This is a genomic window from Pseudomonas mucoides (genome assembly GCF_015461845.1).
Taxonomy (GTDB): domain Bacteria; phylum Pseudomonadota; class Gammaproteobacteria; order Pseudomonadales; family Pseudomonadaceae; genus Aquipseudomonas; species Aquipseudomonas mucoides.
In genome coordinates this window covers 1-19,605 of the sequence record NZ_JACOPW010000004.1, presented here as the reverse complement: position 1 = coordinate 19,605, position 19,605 = coordinate 1, and the positions used below count along the sequence as shown (strand labels likewise).

At 60.7% G+C, this 19,605-nt stretch carries 16 protein-coding genes; 12 read left to right on the top strand and 4 right to left on the bottom strand.

Going from position 1 to position 19,605, the window contains the following annotated elements; genetic code table 11:
• Positions 1-43: 43 nt before the first annotated feature.
• Positions 44-1,471: an arginine-ornithine antiporter gene (gene arcD, locus H8F22_RS18895; protein ID WP_059182267.1), complete on the top strand. Its 1,428-nt coding sequence runs from the start codon at positions 44-46 to the stop codon at positions 1,469-1,471.
• On the top strand, positions 1,468-2,331 hold the full coding sequence (locus H8F22_RS18890; protein ID WP_194940544.1) for a DNA-3-methyladenine glycosylase family protein: 864 nt from the start codon (positions 1,468-1,470) through the stop codon (positions 2,329-2,331). Before arcD ends, H8F22_RS18890 begins: the two co-directional genes overlap by 4 nt.
• Positions 2,332-2,452: 121 nt before the next feature.
• Here H8F22_RS18890 and H8F22_RS18885 read toward each other — a convergent pair whose 3' ends face one another.
• From H8F22_RS18885 to gap, 4 genes are all read right to left on the bottom strand, one after another.
• Positions 2,453-3,784: a CoA transferase gene (locus H8F22_RS18885; RefSeq protein WP_027922960.1), complete on the bottom strand. Its 1,332-nt coding sequence runs from the start codon at positions 3,782-3,784 to the stop codon at positions 2,453-2,455.
• A gap of 111 nt (positions 3,785-3,895) precedes the next feature.
• Entirely contained in the window at positions 3,896-6,040 is a 2,145-nt protein-coding gene (locus tag H8F22_RS33295; RefSeq protein ID WP_027922961.1) for a methyl-accepting chemotaxis protein, read from the bottom strand.
• A 324-nt stretch (positions 6,041-6,364) separates the two neighbouring features.
• Positions 6,365-6,829, bottom strand: a complete 465-nt coding sequence (locus H8F22_RS18875) for a methylglyoxal synthase (RefSeq protein WP_027922962.1) — start codon at positions 6,827-6,829, stop codon at positions 6,365-6,367.
• Between the two features lie 17 nt (positions 6,830-6,846).
• The gene (gene gap / locus H8F22_RS18870; protein ID WP_027922963.1) at positions 6,847-7,848 is read right to left on the bottom strand and encodes a type I glyceraldehyde-3-phosphate dehydrogenase; all 1,002 of its coding nucleotides are present in this window, start codon (positions 7,846-7,848) and stop codon (positions 6,847-6,849) included.
• A gap of 219 nt (positions 7,849-8,067) precedes the next feature.
• Between gap and edd the strand changes: the two genes are divergently transcribed.
• The 10 genes from edd to H8F22_RS18820 form a co-directional block, all read left to right on the top strand.
• The gene (gene edd / locus H8F22_RS18865; RefSeq protein ID WP_027922964.1) at positions 8,068-9,894 is read left to right on the top strand and encodes a phosphogluconate dehydratase; all 1,827 of its coding nucleotides are present in this window, start codon (positions 8,068-8,070) and stop codon (positions 9,892-9,894) included.
• Positions 9,891-10,841 (top strand): glucokinase, encoded by a 951-nt coding sequence (locus H8F22_RS18860; RefSeq protein WP_027922965.1) that lies wholly within the window; start codon positions 9,891-9,893, stop codon positions 10,839-10,841. Before edd ends, H8F22_RS18860 begins: the two co-directional genes overlap by 4 nt.
• Positions 10,842-11,016: 175 nt before the next feature.
• Entirely contained in the window at positions 11,017-11,748 is a 732-nt protein-coding gene (locus H8F22_RS18855; RefSeq protein WP_027922966.1) for a response regulator, read from the top strand.
• Entirely contained in the window at positions 11,738-13,207 is a 1,470-nt protein-coding gene (locus H8F22_RS18850; RefSeq protein ID WP_027922967.1) for an ATP-binding protein, read from the top strand. Before H8F22_RS18855 ends, H8F22_RS18850 begins: the two co-directional genes overlap by 11 nt.
• A gap of 152 nt (positions 13,208-13,359) precedes the next feature.
• Positions 13,360-14,619 (top strand): D-mannose isomerase, encoded by a 1,260-nt coding sequence (locus tag H8F22_RS18845; protein ID WP_027922968.1) that lies wholly within the window; start codon positions 13,360-13,362, stop codon positions 14,617-14,619.
• A gap of 117 nt (positions 14,620-14,736) precedes the next feature.
• Positions 14,737-16,029, top strand: a complete 1,293-nt coding sequence (locus tag H8F22_RS18840) for an ABC transporter substrate-binding protein (protein WP_027922969.1) — start codon at positions 14,737-14,739, stop codon at positions 16,027-16,029.
• Positions 16,030-16,178: 149 nt separating this feature from the next.
• A complete protein-coding gene (locus H8F22_RS18835) occupies positions 16,179-17,087 on the top strand; it encodes a carbohydrate ABC transporter permease (RefSeq protein WP_027922970.1) in 909 nt (302 codons plus the stop codon).
• The gene (locus H8F22_RS18830; protein WP_027922971.1) at positions 17,080-17,925 is read left to right on the top strand and encodes a carbohydrate ABC transporter permease; all 846 of its coding nucleotides are present in this window, start codon (positions 17,080-17,082) and stop codon (positions 17,923-17,925) included. Before H8F22_RS18835 ends, H8F22_RS18830 begins: the two co-directional genes overlap by 8 nt.
• Before the next feature lie 2 nt (positions 17,926-17,927).
• On the top strand, positions 17,928-19,088 hold the full coding sequence (locus H8F22_RS18825; RefSeq protein ID WP_027922972.1) for an ABC transporter ATP-binding protein: 1,161 nt from the start codon (positions 17,928-17,930) through the stop codon (positions 19,086-19,088).
• 123 nt (positions 19,089-19,211) lie between these two features.
• The coding region (locus tag H8F22_RS18820; protein WP_194940543.1) for a carbohydrate porin at positions 19,212-19,605 on the top strand (394 nt) is incomplete at its 3' end.

Sequence of the window (19,605 nt, the reverse complement as noted above, 5' to 3'; positions counted from 1 at the left end):
TGACAGCCCTTGGCCGACTGTGGACAAAAATGGAGATGCTGGAATGTCACAACCCACGCAAAAGCTACGCCTGAGCGCACTGATCGCCCTGGTGGTGGGGTCGATGATTGGCGGCGGGATTTTCTCGTTGCCGCAGAACATGGCAGCGCGGGCCGACGCGGGGGCGGTGCTGATCGGATGGGCCATTACTGCTGTCGGCATGCTGACCCTGGCGTTCGTCTTCCAGACCCTGGCCAATCGCAAACCCGAACTGGACTCCGGGGTGTACGCCTACGCCAAGGCCGGCTTCGGTGACTACATGGGGTTCTCGTCGGCGTGGGGGTACTGGATCAGTGCCTGGCTGGGCAACGTCGGTTATTTCGTGCTGCTGTTCAGCACCCTCGGTTATTTCTTTCCGGTCTTTGGCCAGGGCAATACGCCGACTGCTATTGGCTGCGCCTCGGTGCTGCTGTGGGCCGTGCATTTTCTGGTGATGCGCGGGATCAAGGAGGCGGCGTTCATCAACCAGGTGACCACTGTGGCCAAGATCGTGCCGCTGATCATGTTCATCGTCATTGCCGCCGTCGCTTTCAAGGCTGACGTCTTTACCCGCGACATCTGGGGCCGAAGCAACCCGAGTTTCGGCGGAGTGATGGACCAGGTGCGCAACATGATGCTGGTGACGGTGTTCGTGTTTATCGGCATTGAAGGTGCCAGTGTGTATTCGGCGCGTGCGGAGAAACGCTCGGACGTGGGCCGGGCGACGGTCATCGGCTTTCTCGGGGTGCTGGCATTGCTGGTGTTGGTGAACGTGTTGTCGCTGGGGATCATGAGCCAGCCGCAACTGGCCAACTTGCAAAACCCGTCACTGGCAGCGGTGCTGGAACATATCGTCGGGCCTTGGGGCGCGTTGCTGATCAGTATCGGCCTGGCGATTTCGCTGTTGGGGGCGTTGCTGTCATGGGCGCTGCTGTGTGCCGAGATCCTGTTCGCCACGGCGAAGGACAAGACCATGCCGGCTTTCCTGAAGAAGGAAAACGCCAACCATGTGCCGGTCAACGCCCTGTGGCTGACCAACGTGATGATCCAGCTCTTCCTGCTGATCACGCTGTTTTCCGCCGGCACTTACACCAGCCTGATCTACCTCGCGTCCTCGATGATTCTGGTGCCGTACCTGTGGTCGGCGGCGTACGCGGTATTGTTGAGCGGACGCGGCGAAACCTACGAACACGCCAGTGCCGAGCGCACCAAAGACCTGATGATCGGTGGGGTCGCGCTGGGGTATGCGGTGTGGTTGCTGTATGCCGGCGGGGTCAAATACCTGCTGCTGTCGGCGCTGCTGTATGCGCCGGGGGTGATTCTGTTTGCCAAGGCCAAGCACGAGCAGGGCGAGCCGTTGTTCACTCATGTAGAGAAGGGCATTTTTACTGGTGTCCTGATTGGTGCCGGGTTGGCCGCATATGGGTTGTACAGCGGTTTACTGTCGTTATGAGGTTGCTGCTGGCGTATCAACCGCCGTATGACTGGGCGGCGATGTTGCAGTTCTTGTCGGCGCGGGCGGTGGCCGGTATGGAAATCGTGACCGATGGGGTGTACTCGCGCAGCATCGGGTTTAACGGTGTTCACGGTACGTTTTCGATCAGGCCGGCGGGCGGTGATGCGCTTGAGCTGACGCTGGATTTTGCGCAGGAGTCGGCGGTGCCCGAGATCGTGGCGCGCGTGCGACGGATGTTTGATCTGGACGCGGATTTGCCGTCGATTCATCGGCAGTTGAAGCGGGACCCGTTGATGGCGCGCTTGATGGCCGAGCGTCCGGGCTTGCGGGTGCCGGGGGCCTGGGATGGGCTGGAGCTGGCGATTCGGGCCGTGCTGGGGCAGCAGATTACCGTGGGCGCGGCGATTCGGTTGGCGGGTAAATTGGTCGCGCAGTATGGTGCGCCCTTTTCCTCGCCGCTGGCGGGTTTGAGCCATGTTTTTCCTGAGCCTGTCGTGTTGGCGCAGGCGGATCTGGCGAGGTTGGGCATGCCGAAAAGCCGAGGGCGGACCTTGTCCGGCGTGGCTCAGGCGCTGCTGGATGATTCGCTGTTGTTTGCGCCGGGGCGGGAGGGCGGTGTGGCGCGGTTGTTGGCGTTACACGGGATTGGTGACTGGACGGCGCAGTACATTGCCTTGCGTCAGTTGCGTGAGGAGGATGCGTTTCCGTCCGGGGATGTGGGGTTGATCAAGGCGTTGGCGGCACTCGAGCAAAGGCCGGTGACGGCGCGCGAATTGCTGTTGCGCGCCGAGGCGTGGCGACCTTGTCGAGGGTATGCGGCGCAGTTGCTTTGGACATCGCTGAGCCGGATGGATTGAGCTGATCCGGGATTTGTATTGATTCTGCTGGCCTCATCGCGAGCAAGCTCGCTCCCACAGTGGATTTGTGTTGTTCACAAAACCTGTGGGAGCGAGCTTGCTCGCGATGGGGCCCTTGCAATCACCCCCACTGCGCGCGATGGGAACCCAATTCAGTTGCCGGCAGTGCCCACTGCAACGGAGTACCGATTATTCTCAGCGGCACATGCAGCCGATGCGCCGGTCCCCAAGGTGTCTGCTCAACCACCAGCCCCTGGTCGTTGTCATCCTCCGCTCGTAATGCCTCGGCCGTTCCCGGGCCATTTTCAATCAGCAACTTTGCTGTACGCGCCAACGAAAGCCGCGCCGAACCCCCGCGCCCCAACAACCTGATTGCTGCCGCCGCCATCAAATACCCGGTCGCGTGGTCGAGTGCCTGCACTGGCAACGGCGTCGGTTTGTCCGCGTTTTTCCAGTGCATCCCGGCCTCGGCAATCCCGCTGCTCATCTGCACCAAACTGTCGAAACCACGGCGGTTCTGCCACGGTCCGCTCCAGCCGTACGCATTGAGGCTGACATCGATCAGCCCCGGTGCCAGCCTCCGGCGTTCAGCAGCCCCGTAACCCATGCGTTCCAGCGCATCGGCGCGGTAGCCGTGCAGGAGGATGTCAGCCTCTTTGAGCAGCGTTTCGAACACCGCGCGATCATCGTTGTTGTGCAGGTCCAGGCGCGCGCAGCGTTTGCCCAGGGTGATTTCCGGCACCACGCCGGGTTCGTTCCAGGTCGGTGGGTCGATGCGCAAAACATCCGCCCCGAGGCCGGCGAGAAAACGGCTGGCGACCGGACCGGCCAGCACGCGGGTCAGGTCCAGCACCTTGAGCCCGGCCAGCGGCTGAGCCACGGAACCTTGCCACGGTTTCGCCGGTTGCCCTTGGTCGCCGCTGAACTGAATCAACGGCTCGGTGTTCACGGCCATACCTTGTGGGTGTTGCTGCCATTGCGCCCAAGTGCGCATCTCGGCGGCGCATCCTCCGGCGTCGACCACGGCCTGTTCCAGACCACTGCTGGCCCATTGCGCCACGTTGCTCGCCATCGCCGCGCGGTCGGCGCAGGTGCCGAGCACGCTTTCAGCCGCGGCGCGGTGATGGGGCGCGTTGGTGTGCAGGCGGATCCAGCCGTCCTTCGTCGCGTAGTCACCGGCAATCGGGTCCCACAGCGGCGGAACGCTCCAGCCGATGGGGCGGATCGAGGTGGCGAACCAGAACGACGCGAGGCGGCGGTCGACTTCAACCCCGGGCAAGCGACCGGTGTGCTGCTGCAGCAATTCGCTGACCGCCTGCCCGGCTGCGGCAATGCTGGCGCAGGCAAGGTCGGTCACGGCAAACGCCGAGGGCAGGGCGCCGCTCGACGTGAAGGGAATTGGGGTGTGGGGCAAGCCGAGTGCGGTTTGAATGGACGTGAGTAGATCAGTCATCGAAGGCCCTCCGGAACGAGAGCCCGATCATAGTTCAAAAAACTGGCTGGCCGGATGAAACGATGATGTCAGCTTCAACACTGCCCCCCCTTGTAGGCGCGAGGTGAAGCCTTAAACCCGGAACTGGTCCATCAGTTTCATCTGGTGGGTGGTCAGCGAGTTGAGCTGGCTGCTGATCTGCGCCGATTCGGTGGCCTGGCCGGTCAGGGTTTCGGTGACGGTACGGATCGCCGAGACGTTGCGGTTGACCTCTTCGGCCACGGCGCTTTGCTGTTCGGCGGCGCTGGCGATTTGCAGGTTCATGTCGCTGATCACCGTCACCGCGTCACTGATTTTGCCCAGGGCCTGCACCGCTTGCTGGATCTGCCCGGCGTTGTTGTGCGCCTGGGTCTGGCTCGAATGCATGGTGGCGACCACGCCGCGTGTGCCGCTCTGGATGCGTTCGATCACCTGGCGAATTTCTTCCACCGAGTCCTGGGTGCGTTTGGCCAGGTTGCGTACTTCATCGGCCACCACCGCAAAGCCGCGCCCACTCTCGCCGGCACGCGCCGCTTCAATCGCAGCGTTGAGCGCCAGCAGGTTAGTCTGCTCGGCAATGCTGCGGATCACTTCCAGTACCGAACCGATCTGCTCGCTGTTCACCGCCAGCGCTTCGACTTCCGTCACGGCTTTGCTGACTTCGTCGGCCAGTTGATTAATGTCGCGGGTGCTGCGCTCGATGATCTGCATGCCATCGCGTGCCGACTGGTCGGCCCCTTTGGCGGCGTTGGCTGCGTTCGAGGCACTGTTGGCAACGTCGTGGGCGGTAGCGCTCATTTCGTTGGACGCGGTGGCGACCTGGTCGATTTCGCGGAACTGCACCTGCATGCCTTCGCTGGTCTGACGGGCGATTTCCGAAGACTGGTCGGCAGTGCCGCGGGCGTCGGTGATGCTTTGCTTGATCTGCGCGATGGTCGGTTGCAGCTTGTCGAGGAAGCGGTTGAACCAGCTGACCAGTTCGCCCAATTCGTCTTTCTTGCTGTAGTGCAAACGCTGGGTCAGGTCGCCGTCGCCGCTGGCAATCGCCTTGAGCATCTGGGCCACGCTGTTGATCGGCCGGGTAACGCCCGAGGCGGTGAGCCAGGTCAGCAGCAAACCTACCAGGCCGGCAATCACGGCGACCAGCACTGTTTTAATCGTGCCGCTTTGCTGGGCGTCATCGAGCACCGCTTGCAGTTTTACCGAGTCGGCCAGCAACACTTGTTTAGGCAGGTCGATCACCACAGCCCAGGCCTTCGCATCGGCAATCGGGCTGACCGGGTACACCGCGCGAATCAGGTCGCCTTGCTGCACAATCTTCGGCGCACCACCGCTGAGCAATTGCAGGATGTCCTTGCCGTCCGCGCCCAGGGTTTCGCCGATAGGCTTGCCGACTTTACCGGCGTCGACACTGTTAGCCGCCAGCACGCCGGTGCCGGAGACGATCAGCATGTGCCCGGCGCTGTTGAACAGTTCACGCTGGGAGTCGACCGCCGCCGCTTGCAGCGCATCGAGGGCAATGTCGATACCGACCACGCCAATGGACTTGCCATCCACCAGCAGCGGCACGGAAATGGTGGTCATCAACACTTCTGTTTTGTTAGCGCCGATGGTGTCGGCGTAGGGGTCGAGCAGGCAGGTACGCTTGCTGTCGCGCGGGCAGGTGTACCAGACGTTGTAGGGCGTGCCGCTGAGGTTCAGGGTGGTTTTGGTCATGTCTTCTTCGACCATGACGGTGTTGAGCACTTCACCCCCTGCGCGGCTCCAGTACGTGGCGAAACGCCCGGCTTCGTTGGACTGGCGGACCGCATCATTGACGAACTCGCTGTCCTTGCCATCCAGCCCGTTAGGCTCGAACGCCAGCCAGACGCCCAATACTTTTGCGTTGCGCTCGAACGCGGTCTTGATGCTCTGGTTCAACTCTTCACGCAACGCACCCGCCTCCAGCGAGCGCTTGGCGGCCATGTTGCGCATGTCCTTGATCTGGTCCGCCAGGGCGGTCACCACCGTCAGGGTTTCGCCGAAGGTCTTCTGCACTCGCACGGCCTGTTCCGCCGCCTTGGCTTGCAGCAGGTTCTGCACACTGTCGGTGAGCATCTTGCTGCTGGAGGCGTTGACCAGATCATCGTTCTGATTGGTCTGGTAAATGTTCATGCCGACGATCAGAGCGACCACGCCGAGCAGACACAGACCGGACAGCAAAACGATTTTCAGACGGATAGAGAGAGAGTCGAACATAGGGCGAACTCACAAATGGATGAGGTGTTGGCAAGGAGTCGAGATCGACTCGGTACGCCAAATCCATTTAGCGCCATTCAATGCACATCGGCGCCGTGTGACGATTGCATGAACGGATGCCGACGAACGGTAGCAGGTGAACGTTTGCGCAGGAAAAAGCCCTGAAATGGCCGGGAATTCAAGACATTCTCGGCAGTGATTCCGGGCGCGCGGCAGGGGGAGGCAGGGGGGCTGCTGAAACAAGCGCCCGCAGGTGGGGCGCTTTTAAGTCAGGCGGGCATCCAGGATGCAGACTCAAGATTGTTCCGCAAACAGGTTGAAGCTTCAGGCGCGGCCAAGCAGATATTTCGAGTAATCGGGTATTCGATGTTCGTGTGCCTGATCCATCATGGGGCTACTGAGCAGGTAATCGGCGCTGCATTCGTTGCAGGCCACCGGGATGTTCCAGACCGCCGCGACGCGCAATAACGCCTTGATGTCCGGGTCATGAGGCTGTGGTTCGAACGGGTCCCAGAAGAACACCAGCATGTCGACCCGCTGCTCGGCGATTTGCGCCCCGAGTTGCTGGTCGCCGCCCAACGGACCGCTGATCATGCTCTCCACTGGCAAATCCAGGCGTTGTTGCAACAACAACCCCGTGGTGCCGGTGGCGATCAATTCATGCTGTGCGAGTCTGTCTTTCTGCCGCTCGGCCCAGTCCAGTAAAAACACCTTGCAGTGGTCGTGGGCGACCAAGGCAACACGCTTGCGCGCCGCCATGGTCTTTTGCATAAAGCTGATACCGATCATCGGTTGCTGCTCCACGATCATTCTGCGTTGCACAACGCCAGGCAGTTATCGAGCATGCGGTTGGAGAAGCCCCATTCGTTGTCGTACCAGGCCAGCACCTTTAGTAGCTTGCCGCTGGACTTGGTGTGGTTGGCGTCGAAGATCGACGACAGCGGGTTATGGTTGAAGTCACTGGAAACCAGCGGCAGGGTGTTGTAACCGAGAATTTTCGAATGCTGGCTGGCTTCTTTCAGCAGCGCATTCACTTCTTCGGCCGACGCTTCGCGTTTCAGCTGCACGGTCAGGTCCACCAGCGACACGTTGATCACGGGAACGCGCACGGCCATGCCAGTCAGTTTGCCCGCCAGTTCCGGCAGCACCAGGCCAACGGCTTCAGCTGCACCGGTCTTGCTCGGGATCATGTTCTGCGTGGCGGAGCGGGCGCGGTACGGGTCGGTGTGGTAGACGTCGGTCAGGTTCTGGTCGTTGGTGTAGGCGTGGATCGTGGTCATCAGACCGCTTTCGATCCCCAGTTCGCGGTGCAGCACCTGAGCCACCGGTGCCAGGCAGTTGGTGGTGCACGATGCGTTGGAAATGATTTGGTGGTGCTGGCGCAGGATGTCGTGGTTGACCCCATACACCACGGTGGCGTCGGCGCCCTTGGCCGGTGCCGAGATGATGACTTTGCGTGCGCCGGCCGTAATATGCGCGGCGGCTTTGGCGCGGTCGGTGAACAGACCGGTGCATTCAAATACCACATCAATTTTTTCCGCAGCCCAAGGCAGTTCGGCCGGGTTGCGAATGGCGCTGACCGCAATACGGTCGCCATTGACTGTCAGGCTCTCCTGGTCGTGCTGGACATCGGCGTCGAACGTGCCGTGAACAGTGTCGTACTTGAGCAGATGAGCGTTGATCGCGCTGTCTCCCAAATCGTTGATGGCCACGATCTGCAGATCCTGGCGATAGCCTTGGGTATACAGTGCGCGCAGGACGTTGCGGCCGATCCGGCCAAAACCATTGATTGCGATTCGAAGAGTCATTTACAGCGCCGCCGTCGTTTTGTTGTTGGAATTACAAGATTATTCGCATAAAAATAGAAAACAAGCCTTTTTAATGGCAATATTTTGTTTAATCTACAACGAGTGACCTGAATCAACTGGTCCGACCGATCAAGAAAACCGTCTGTCATCCCAATCACAACGGTCCTTGTTCAGCATAGACAATCAGGTCGCCCTATCCGTTAGCCTGGAGTTCTACACATGCATCCCCGCGTCCTTGAGGTCACTGAACGGCTTATCGCCCGTAGCCGCGCCACGCGTGAGGCCTACCTTGCACTGATTCGCGGTGCGGCCAGCGACGGTCCGATGCGCGGTAAGCTGCAATGCGCCAACTTCGCCCACGGCGTGGCGGGTTGCGGCACCGAAGACAAGAACAGCTTGCGGATGATGAACTCCGCCAACATCGCCATCGTTTCGTCATATAACGACATGCTCTCGGCGCATCAGCCGTACGAAGTCTTTCCGGAGCAGATCAAACGAGCGCTGCGCGAGATCGGTTCGGTCGGCCAGTTCGCCGGCGGCACTCCGGCCATGTGTGATGGCGTGACCCAGGGCGAACCCGGCATGGAGCTGAGCCTGCCGAGCCGCGAAGTGATCGCGATGTCCACCGCTGTGGCGTTGTCCCACAACATGTTCGACGGCGCGCTGATGCTCGGCATCTGCGACAAGATCGTGCCGGGCCTGATGATGGGCGCGTTGCGTTTCGGCCATCTGCCGACGATTTTTGTGCCGGGCGGGCCGATGGTCTCGGGCATTTCCAACAAGCAGAAAGCCGATGTGCGTCAGCGCTATGCCGAAGGCAAGGCCAGTCGCGAAGAGCTGCTGGAGTCGGAAATGAACTCCTACCACAGCCCTGGCACCTGCACGTTCTACGGCACCGCCAACACTAACCAATTGCTGATGGAAGTGATGGGGCTGCACTTGCCGGGCGCGTCCTTCGTCAACCCGAACACGCCGTTGCGCGATGCCCTGACCCGCGAAGCGGCGCATCAGGTCACGCGCCTGACCAAGCAGAACGGCGACTTCATGCCGATCGGCGAAATCGTCGACGAGCGTTCGCTGGTCAACTCCATCGTGGCACTGCACGCCACTGGTGGCTCGACCAACCACACCTTGCACATGCCGGCCATCGCCATGGCGGCGGGCATCCAGTTGACCTGGCAGGACATGGCCGACCTCTCCGAAGTCGTGCCGACCCTGAGCCACGTCTACCCGAACGGCAAAGCCGACATCAACCACTTCCAGGCGGCGGGCGGCATGTCGTTCCTGATCCGCGAACTGCTGGACGCCGGGTTGTTGCACGAAAACGTCAACACCGTGCTGGGTCATGGCCTGCGCCGTTACACCATGGAACCGTTCCTCGATAACGGCGAACTGGTCTGGCGCGAAGGCGTGACCGACAGCCTCGACGAAAGCATCCTGCGCCCGGTCGCTCGCGCGTTCTCGCCAGAGGGTGGTTTGCGCGTGATGGAAGGCAACCTCGGTCGCGGCGTGATGAAAGTCTCGGCCGTGGCGCTGGAAAACCAGATCGTCGAAGCACCGGCCATGGTGTTCCAGGATCAGCAGGATCTGGCAGACGCCTTCAAGGCCGGTCTGCTGGAGAAGGATTTTGTTGCCGTGATGCGCTTCCAGGGCCCGCGTTCCAATGGCATGCCGGAACTGCACAAGATGACGCCGTTCCTTGGCGTGCTGCAGGATCGCGGTTTCAAAGTGGCATTGGTCACGGACGGACGCATGTCCGGCGCCTCGGGGAAAATCCCGGCGGCGATCCACGTCAGCCCCGAAGCGTATGTCGGTGGTGCTTTGGCGCGGGTGCAAGAGGGCGATATCATTCGCGTCGATGGCGTCAAAGGCACCCTGGAGCTTAAGGTGGACGCCGACGAATTCGCGGCGCGCGAACCTGCCAAAGGCCTGTTGGGCAACAACATTGGCAGCGGACGCGAGCTGTTTGGTTTCATGCGCATGGCCTTCAGCTCCGCAGAGCAGGGCGCCAGCGCCTTTACTTCTGCCCTGGAGACGCTTAATTGAAACTGGCTTTGGTCGGTGACATCGGTGGGACCAACGCTCGTTTCGCGTTGTGGAAAAACCAGCAGCTGGAGTCGGTCCAGGTGCTGGCGACGGCCGACCACGCCAGCCCGGAAGAGGCGATTGCCCTCTACTTGAGCGGGCTCGGTCTGGCGTTGGGTTCGATCGGCGCGGTGTGCCTGTCGGTGGCAGGTCCCGTGAGTGGCGATGAATTCAGGTTCACCAACAATCACTGGCGCCTGAGCCGCAAGGGTTTCTGCAAGACCTTGCAGGTCGAGCAACTGTTGCTGGTCAACGACTTCTCGGCGATGGCGCTGGGCATGACCCGTTTGCAGCCGGGCGAGTTTCGCGTGGTCTGCGAAGGCACCCCGGAACCGTTGCGGCCAGCGGTCGTGATTGGGCCGGGCACCGGCCTTGGCGTCGGCACCTTGCTGGATTTTGGTGAAGGGCGTTTTGCCGCGTTGCCGGGGGAGGGCGGTCATGTTGATTTGCCGCTGAGCAGCCCGCGGGAAACTCAATTGTGGCAACACATCTTCAATGAGATTGGCCATGTCAGTGCTGAAACGGCGTTGAGCGGCGGCGGCTTGCCTCGGGTTTACCGGGCGATTTGTGCAGTCGACGGCCACACGCCGGTGCTCGAAACACCGGAAGCAATCACCGCTGCCGGGCTCGCGGGCGACCCGATTGCCCTCGAAGTGCTGGAGCAGTTCTGCTGCTGGCTCGGCCGCGTGGCCGGCAACAACGTGCTGACCACTGGCGCGCGCGGTGGCGTGTATATCGTTGGTGGTGTTATCCCACGGTTTGCCGATTTCTTCCTTGAGAGCGGTTTCGCCCGGTGCTTCGCCGACAAGGGTTGCATGAGCGATTACTTCAAGGGCATTCCGGTGTGGTTGGTGACAGCGCCGTATTCCGGCCTGATGGGCGCGGGCGTGGCGCTGGAACAGGCTTGAAACCGCGTCGTCTTCATCGCGGGCAAGCCACGCTCCCACAGGATTTCCTACATCTGAATATGTGTGCGTAACCTTGTGGGAGCGGGCTTGCCCGCGATGAGGCCAGATCAGGCAACAAATTTCCAAGGTTCATCAGGCATAATCCGCCCAATTCAAACAACAAGGACGCCGCCCCGTGAGCTCAGTCAACAAGTCGATTTTGTTGGTCGATGACGATCAAGAGATACGCGAGTTGCTGGATACCTACCTGACTCGCGCCGGTTTCCAGGTCCGCACCACGCCCGATGGCGCCGGTTTTCGCCAGGCTCTGAACGAGGCCCCGAGCGATCTGGTGATCCTCGACGTGATGCTTCCGGACGAAGACGGCTTCAGCCTCTGCCGCTGGGTTCGCCAGCACCCGCGTCAGGCGCAGGTGCCGATCATCATGCTCACCGCCAGCTCCGACGAAGCTGACCGCGTCATCGGCCTGGAGCTCGGCGCCGACGATTACCTCGGCAAACCGTTCAGCCCACGAGAATTGCAGGCGCGCATCAAAGCCCTGTTGCGCCGTGCGCAATTTGGCCAGGAGCGTAATGGCGCAGAAGTGCTGGCGTTCGACGACTGGCGCCTGGACATGGTCAGCCATCGGCTGTTCCACACCGATGGCGAAGAAGTGATTCTGTCCGGCGCCGACTTCGCGCTGCTGAAACTGTTCCTCGATCACCCGCAGGAAATCCTCGACCGTGACACCATCGGCAACGCCACCCGCGGGCGCGATCTGATGCCGCTGGACCGCATCGTCGACATGGCGGTCAGCCGCTTGCGTCAACGCCTGCGTGACACCGAAAAGCCGCCACGTCTGATCCGCACCGTGCGCGGCAGCGGCTACCAACTGGCAGCCAATGTGGTTGCCAGCAATGGCCACTGAGTTTCTGCGCAAGCTCGCCGCCCGCGTGCCGGTGCCCCGTTCGCTGCTCGGGCGGATGTTGCTGCTGACGTTGTTGGCGGTGCTGTTTGCGCAGACGTTGTCGAGCGTGATCTGGGTCTCGCAATTGCGTGCCACGCAGCTTGAAGGCCTGGTCACTGCTGCCCGCAGCCTGGCGCATTCGATGACGGCCAGCGTCAGTTACTTCCGCTCATTGCCCGTCGCTTTCAGGCCGTTGGTACTGGATCAGTTGCGCAGCATGGGCGGCACCCGTTTCGTGGTGACGCTCAACGACAAACCCCTGGGCATGGAAGTGCTGCCGATCACCCCGCGCAAGGAGGCCGTACTCAAAGCGGTGGACCAGGTGCTGCGCGAATCCCTGGGCCATGACACGGATATCTCGGTGACTTTCGTCAGTCCTGAAGACCTGCGGATCTTCAACAGCGGGCTGAAACTCGATGAGTTGCCGCGCTCCTGGGCGCATTACGCATTGACCCTCGAACCGGTCAATCCACCCGTGCTGGTCACGCAAATCCAGATGGCGCCGGGAGAATGGCTGTACATCGCGTCATTGCTGCCCGAGCCCTACACCAGTCTTGAAGAGCAAGGCCTGCCGGCGCAACAGGTCTGGTTCATCGTCCTCACCAGCAGCTTCTTGCTGTTGTTCATTGGCTTGCTGGTGCACTGGCAAAGCCGTCCGCTCAAGCGCCTGGCACGGGCCGCGCGCGATATGTCGCTGGGGGCTGATGTGCAACCGGTGGCCGAGGGTGGCGGCAGTGAAGTGGTCGAAGTGGGGCGCGCGTTCAACGCCATGCGCGAACGGATCAGCCGTTACCTGACGGAGCGTAGTCAGTTGTTCAGTGCGATTTCCCACGACCTGCGCACGCCCATTACCCGTTTGCGCCTGCGCGTGGAATTGCTGGAAGACGAGAAGCTGCAAGCCAAGTTCGGGCGTGATCTGGATGAGTTGGAGTTGCTGGTCAAAGGCGCGTTGCAATGCGTGAAAGACACCGACATTCACGAAAACATCGAGCCGGTGGACCTCAACCACGTGCTCGATTGCCTGGTGGAACCGTACCTGGCACCTAACGGCAATGGCCGCGTGACCCAGCAGGGCCGGGCGTTGGCGGCGTATCCGGGCAAACCGTTGGCGCTCAAGCGCTGCATTGGCAACCTGATCGACAACGCCCTGAAATACGGACAGAACGCGCATTTGCACATCGATGACGACGAGAGCGCGTTCATCCTTCACGTCGATGACGAAGGGCCGGGCGTGCCGGAGCAACGGCTGGAGCAGGTGTTTGAACCGCACTTCCGCCTGGCCGGGCAGCAGCAGGGATATGGGCTGGGGTTGGGGATTGCGCGCAATATTGCGCACAGTCATGGTGGCGAGGTCAGTCTGCAAAACCTGCGTGAGGGTGGGTTGCGGGTGACGTTGCAGTTGCCTCGTAGTGTTGATTAGTAATGCCGCGTCATCGTTCTTCGCGAGCAGATTTTCAACACATCATTTAGCTAATGTCACAAACCAGTGACATAACTCGCCCCTTTCGTTACAAGCCCGTCCCCGCCCGTTGTTTAGACTGCCCTCAGTCAAAACAACAAAAAAGGCACCCCATGGACACCTTCCAACCGGCCTTCAGCAGTTGGCTGAACGCGCCTGCCCACCAGCAATGGCTCGCCGCCGAAGGCCTGCGCCTGCTGGCGTTCGCCAAGGCTTCAAAGCTTCCTGACGGCTTCGGCAATCTCGATGAAAAAGGCCATCTCCCGGCCAACGCCCGCGCTGAAACCATGAACACCGCGCGCATGACGCACAGCTTCGCCATGGCCCATATTCAAGGCTTGCCGGGGTTTGCCGAGTTGGTGGATCACGGTGTCCAGGCCCTCAGCGGCCCGTTGCGCGATGCCGAACATGGCGGTTGGTTTGCCGTCGCTCATGCGCTGGATGACAACACCGGCAAGGCGGCTTATCTGCATGCCTTCGTGGCCCTGGCCGCCAGTTCGGCCGTGGTCGCGCAACGTCCCGGCGCACACGCCTTGCTCGATGACGCGATCAACATCATCGACACGCATTTCTGGAGCGAGGAGGAGGGCGCCCTGCGCGAATCCTTCAATCGTGACTGGAGCGAAGAAGAAGCGTACCGCGGCGCCAACAGCAACATGCACGCCACCGAAGCGTTCCTCGCGCTGGCCGATGTCACCGAAGAAAGCCGTTGGCTATGTCGCGCACAGCGCATCGTCGAGCGGGTGATCCACGGTCACGCCGCCGCTAATGATTATCTGGTGGTCGAACATTTCGACCGCGACTGGCAGCCGCTACGCGAATACAACCACGACAACCCGGCCGACGGTTTTCGCCCCTACGGCACCACACCGGGCCACGGTTTTGAATGGGCACGCCTGCTACTGCACCTCGAAGCAGCGCGGGTTCAGGCCGGCATGCTGACGCCGGGGTGGCTGGCTACTGACGCGCAAAAACTTTTCGACCACAACTGCCGTCATGGCTGGGATATCGACGGGCTGCCCGGGATTGTCTACACCCTCGATTGGGGCAACCGCGCAGTGGTTCGTCACCGTCTGCACTGGACCCATTGCGAAGCCAGCGCTGCCGCCAGCGCGTTGCTCAAACGCACGGGCGATGAGCAATACGAACGCTGGTACCGGCTGTTCTGGGAATTTTGTGACACTCATTTCATCGACCATTGCGACGGCAGCTGGCATCACGAACTGGATCCGCAGAATCGCCCAAGTGCCGATATCTGGGCGGGTAAACCTGATCTGTATCACGCCTGGCAAGCCGTACTGATTCCACGACTGCCCCTGGCGCCCAGCATGGCCACGGCTCTGACGAGGTTGTCCCAGAGCGCTCCTGTGTAACCATGTGGTGACATTCAAGCGTCCCTTCGTTACCTGCGAGGGGATAACTCCTGTTTAAAATCCTATGCAGCGCAAGCACCAGACTTGCATGCATAACAACAAGAAAGGTACTTCTAGATGAATGCGATTTCTCGCCTCGCTACTGTCATTTCTCTCGCCTCCCTGTCTGCGCTCCCTCTCAGTGTGCTTGCCGCCGAATCCAAAGGTTCCGTGGAAGTGGTTCACTGGTGGACGTCGGGTGGTGAAAAAGCAGCGGTCGATGTGCTCAAGGCCCAAGTCGAAAAAGACGGCTTCACTTGGAAGGACGGCGCTGTTGCCGGTGGTGGCGGTGCTACCGCCATGACCGTGCTCAAGAGCCGCGCCGTTGCCGGCAACCCGCCAGGTGTGGCGCAGATCAAAGGTCCGGACATCCAGGAATGGGCGTCTACCGGTCTGCTCGACACCGACGTCTTGAAAGACGTTGCCAAATCGGAGAAGTGGGACAGCCTGCTCGACAAGAAAGTCTCCGATACCGTGAAGTACGAGGGTAACTACGTGGCCGTGCCGGTGAACATTCACCGCGTCAACTGGCTGTGGATCAACCCGGAAGTCTTCAAGAAAGCCGGCATCACCAAAAACCCGACCACCCTCGAAGAATTCTACGCCGCCGGCGACAAGCTCAAGGCTGCGGGCTTCATTGCGCTCGCCCACGGCGGCCAGCCTTGGCAGGACAGCACCGTGTTCGAAGCCGTGGTGCTTTCGGTCATGGGTGTCGATGGCTACAAGAAAGCCTTGGTCGATCTCGACAACGCTGCGCTGACCGGTCCTGAAATGGTCAAGGCGCTGACCGAGCTGAAGAAAGTCGCGACCTACATGGACGTCGATGGCAAAGGCCAGGACTGGAACCTGGAAGCGGCCAAAGTCATCAACGGCAAGGCCGGCATGCAGATCATGGGTGACTGGGCCAAGTCCGAATGGACCGCCGCCAAGAAAGTCGCCGGCAAGGACTACGAGTGCGTAGCGTTCCCGGGCACCGACAAGGCCTTCACCTACAACATCGACTCCCTGGCCGTGTTCAAGCAGAAAGACGCGGGTACTGCGGCCGGTCAGCAGGACATCGCCAAGATCGTCCTGGGTGAGAACTTCCAGAAAGTCTTCAGCATCAACAAGGGCTCGATCCCGGTTCGCAACGACATGCTGAGCGACATGGGCAAGTACGGTTTCGACTCCTGCGCCCAGACCGCTGCCAAGGACTTCCTGGCAGACGCCAAGTCTGGCGGCCTGCAGCCGAGCATGGCGCACAACATGGCGACCACGCTGGCCGTACAGGGTGCGTTCTTTGATGTGGTGACCAACTACATCAACGACCCGAAAGCCGACCCAGCCGATGCCGCCAAGAAACTCGGCGCCGCGGTCAAGTCTGCCAAGTAATGCCTGGCCCCTGTAGGCGCGAGCCTGCTCGCGATTGCGGTGTATCAGTTGATACATCCACTGACTGACACTCAGCGATCGCGAGCAGGTTCACTCCTACAAGGGGGCAGCATTTCCAACGTAAATTTTCTCTCGTACTGGATTTCCCCATGAGTTCTGTTGCTGTGTTCAGCAAGGCCTCGCCGTTCGATGCATTGCAACGCTGGCTACCTAAACTGGTGCTGGCGCCGAGCATGTTCATCGTTCTGGTGGGCTTTTATGGCTACATCCTGTGGACGTTCGTTCTGTCGTTCACCAGTTCGACCTTTTTGCCGACTTACAAATGGGCAGGCCTGGCTCAATACCAGCGGCTGTTCGACAACGATCGTTGGTGGGTGGCGAGCAAGAACCTGGCGCTTTTCGGCGGCATGTTCATCGGCATCACCCTGGTGATCGGTGTGCTGCTGGCCGTGTTTCTTGATCAGCGCATTCGTCGCGAAGGTTTCATTCGTACCATTTACCTGTACCCGATGGCGCTCTCGATGATCGTCACCGGTACCGCCTGGAAATGGCTGCTCAACCCGGGCATGGGCCTGGACAAATTGCTGCGTGACTGGGGCTGGGAAGGCTTCCGCCTGGACTGGCTGATCGACCCGGACCGCGTGGTGTATTGCCTGGTCATTGCTGCGGTCTGGCAAGCCTCGGGCTTCATCATGGCGATGTTCCTCGCCGGCCTGCGTGGCGTTGATCAATCGATCATCCGTGCCGCCCAGATCGATGGCGCGAGCATGCCGCGCATTTACCTGAAAGTGGTGTTGCCAAGCTTGCGTCCGGTGTTCTTCAGCGCCGTGATGATCCTGGCCCACATCGCGATCAAGAGTTTCGACCTGGTGGCAGCGATGACGGCTGGCGGCCCGGGTTACTCCTCCGATTTGCCGGCGATGTTCATGTACTCCTTCACCTTCAGTCGCGGCCAGATGGGCATGGGCTCGGCCAGTGCGATTCTGATGCTCGGTGCGATTCTCGCAATCATCGTGCCTTACCTGTACTCCGAGCTGAGGACCAAGCGTCATGACTAGTTTCGCTGCCAAACCTTCCATCAGCCTGAGTCGCATCGCGATTTACGGCGTGCTGATCCTCGCCGTATTTCTGTACCTGATACCGCTGGTGGTCATGCTGTTGACCAGCTTCAAGACACCGGAAGACATCAATACCGGCAACCTGCTGAGCTGGCCGACCGTGGTCAGCGGCATTGGCTGGGTCAAGGCCTGGGGCACCGTCGACGGGTATTTCTGGAACTCGATCAAGATCACCGTCCCGGCGGTGTTGATCTCCACCGCCATCGGTGCACTGAACGGCTATGTGCTGTCGATGTGGCGCTTTCGCGGCTCGCAATTGTTCTTCGGCCTGCTGTTGTTCGGTTGCTTCCTGCCGTTCCAGACCGTCCTGCTGCCAGCCTCGTTCACCCTCGGCAAGATGGGCCTGGCCAGCACCACCACGGGCCTGGTGTTCGTCCATGTTGTCTACGGCCTGGCGTTCACCACGCTGTTTTTCCGTAACTACTACGTCAGCGTTCCCGATGCGCTGGTGAAGGCGGCGCGGCTCGATGGCGCGGGTTTCTTCACGATCTTCCGCCTGATCATCCTGCCGATGTCCACCCCGATCATCATGGTCTGCCTGATCTGGCAGTTCACTCAGATCTGGAACGACTTCCTGTTTGGTGTGGTGTTCTCCAGCGGTGACTCGCAACCCATCACGGTCGCGCTGAACAACCTGGTCAACACCAGTACCGGGGCCAAGGAATATAACGTTGATATGGCGGCGGCGATGATCGCCGGGCTGCCGACCCTGCTGGTCTATGTGGTCGCAGGCAAGTATTTCGTGCGCGGGCTGACGGCCGGCGCAGTCAAGGGGTAATCATGGCTACGCTCGAACTTCGCAATGTAAACAAGACCTATGGCCCCGGCTTGCCGGACACCCTCAAGGACATTCATTTGTCGATCAAGGACGGTGAGTTCCTGATCCTGGTCGGACCTTCGGGTTGCGGCAAATCGACTCTGATGAATTGCATCGCCGGCCTGGAAACCATCACCGGCGGTGCGATCATGATCGATGACCAGGACGTCAGCGGCATGAGCCCGAAAGACCGCGACATCGCCATGGTGTTCCAGTCCTACGCGCTGTACCCGACCATGAGCGTGCGCGAGAACATCGCCTTCGGCTTGAAGATTCGCAAAATGCCCGCCGCCGATATCGAAACGGAAGTGGCGCGGGTGTCCAAGCTGTTGCAGATCGAACACTTGCTCAACCGCAAGCCCGGCCAGCTCTCCGGTGGTCAGCAACAGCGCGTGGCCATGGGCCGTGCCCTGGCGCGTCGGCCGAAGATTTACCTGTTCGACGAACCGCTGTCCAACCTCGACGCCAAGCTGCGGGTCGAGATGCGCACCGAAATGAAACTGATGCATCAGCGCCTGAAAACCACCACGGTCTACGTGACCCACGACCAGATCGAAGCGATGACCCTGGGCGACAAAGTGGCGGTCATGAAGGACGGAATCATTCAGCAGTTCGGCACGCCGAAAGACATCTACAACAACCCGGCCAACCTGTTTGTGGCGAGCTTCATCGGTTCACCGCCGATGAACTTCATCCCCCTGCGCTTGCAGCGCAAGGACGGTCGTCTCTACGCGCTGCTCGACAGCGGCCAGGCCCGTTGTGAATTGCCGCTGGGCATGCAGGACGCCGGTCTCGAAGACCGCGAAGTGATCCTCGGCATGCGCCCTGAGCAGATCGTGCTGGCGAACGGCGAGCCGAACGGTTTGCCGACCATCCGCGCGGAAGTCCAGGTCACCGAACCGACCGGTCCCGACACCCTGGTGTTCGTCAATCTGAATGAAACCAAAGTCTGCTGCCGTCTGGCACCCGATGTTGCACCGGCCCCGGGCGAAACCCTGACCCTGCAATTCGATCCGTCGAAAGTGTTGCTGTTCGATGCCAAGACCGGGGAGCGGTTGGGTGTGGCTGGCGAACCAAAAGCCGAGGCGCACAGCGCCAACGTGGCCCAATTCAAAGGCCGCTGAAGAACAAAATGTGGGGGCGCGCTCGCTCCCACAGGGGGATATGCGGTGAGCGGCCTGTCGCTCTTCGCGCCTGATGTAACCGCGTTAGAACACAGTTAATAACAATAAAACGAGGATGTAGGGATGAAGAAGAACAACAACGCTCAGCTTATCTGCCAGTTGTCAGCAGTTGCAGCCATGATGCTGGCCGGTAGTGTGCACGCGGCTGACGCGTTCAGCGCTGACTCCGAATGGATGACCGGTGATTGGGGTGGCGAGCGGACCAAGCTGATCGAGCAAGGCATCGACATCAAGATGGATTACGTCGGTGAAGTCGGCGGCAACCTCCACGGTGGCTACAACAACGACAAAACCGCGCGTTACGCGGACCAGTTCGGCCTGGGGGCGGCGCTGGACCTGGAAAAACTGTTTGGTTGGGATAACACCCAGGCCAAGATCCAGCTCACCAACCGTAACGGAGAGAACATCTCCAACGACCGCGTAGGCGATCCGCGTGCCGGCACCTTGAGTTCCTCGC

What these genes read in the sequence shown, in the direction of transcription:
- H8F22_RS33295 (WP_027922961.1), bottom strand. Translation starts at nt 6,040, where the DNA reads ATGTTCGACTCTCTCTCTATCCGTCTGAAAATCGTTTTGCTGTCCGGT.
- H8F22_RS18835 (WP_027922970.1), top strand. Translation starts at nt 16,179, where the DNA reads ATGAGTTCTGTTGCTGTGTTCAGCAAGGCCTCGCCGTTCGATGCATTG.
- H8F22_RS18845 (WP_027922968.1), top strand. Translation starts at nt 13,360, where the DNA reads ATGGACACCTTCCAACCGGCCTTCAGCAGTTGGCTGAACGCGCCTGCC.
- H8F22_RS18825 (WP_027922972.1), top strand. Translation starts at nt 17,928, where the DNA reads ATGGCTACGCTCGAACTTCGCAATGTAAACAAGACCTATGGCCCCGGC.
- H8F22_RS18830 (WP_027922971.1), top strand. Translation starts at nt 17,080, where the DNA reads ATGACTAGTTTCGCTGCCAAACCTTCCATCAGCCTGAGTCGCATCGCG.
- H8F22_RS18850 (WP_027922967.1), top strand. Translation starts at nt 11,738, where the DNA reads ATGGCCACTGAGTTTCTGCGCAAGCTCGCCGCCCGCGTGCCGGTGCCC.
- H8F22_RS18840 (WP_027922969.1), top strand. Translation starts at nt 14,737, where the DNA reads ATGAATGCGATTTCTCGCCTCGCTACTGTCATTTCTCTCGCCTCCCTG.
- arcD (WP_059182267.1), top strand. Translation starts at nt 44, where the DNA reads ATGTCACAACCCACGCAAAAGCTACGCCTGAGCGCACTGATCGCCCTG.
- gap (WP_027922963.1), bottom strand. Translation starts at nt 7,848, where the DNA reads ATGACTCTTCGAATCGCAATCAATGGTTTTGGCCGGATCGGCCGCAAC.
- edd (WP_027922964.1), top strand. Translation starts at nt 8,068, where the DNA reads ATGCATCCCCGCGTCCTTGAGGTCACTGAACGGCTTATCGCCCGTAGC.
- H8F22_RS18885 (WP_027922960.1), bottom strand. Translation starts at nt 3,784, where the DNA reads ATGACTGATCTACTCACGTCCATTCAAACCGCACTCGGCTTGCCCCAC.
- H8F22_RS18890 (WP_194940544.1), top strand. Translation starts at nt 1,468, where the DNA reads ATGAGGTTGCTGCTGGCGTATCAACCGCCGTATGACTGGGCGGCGATG.
- H8F22_RS18875 (WP_027922962.1), bottom strand. Translation starts at nt 6,829, where the DNA reads ATGATCGGTATCAGCTTTATGCAAAAGACCATGGCGGCGCGCAAGCGT.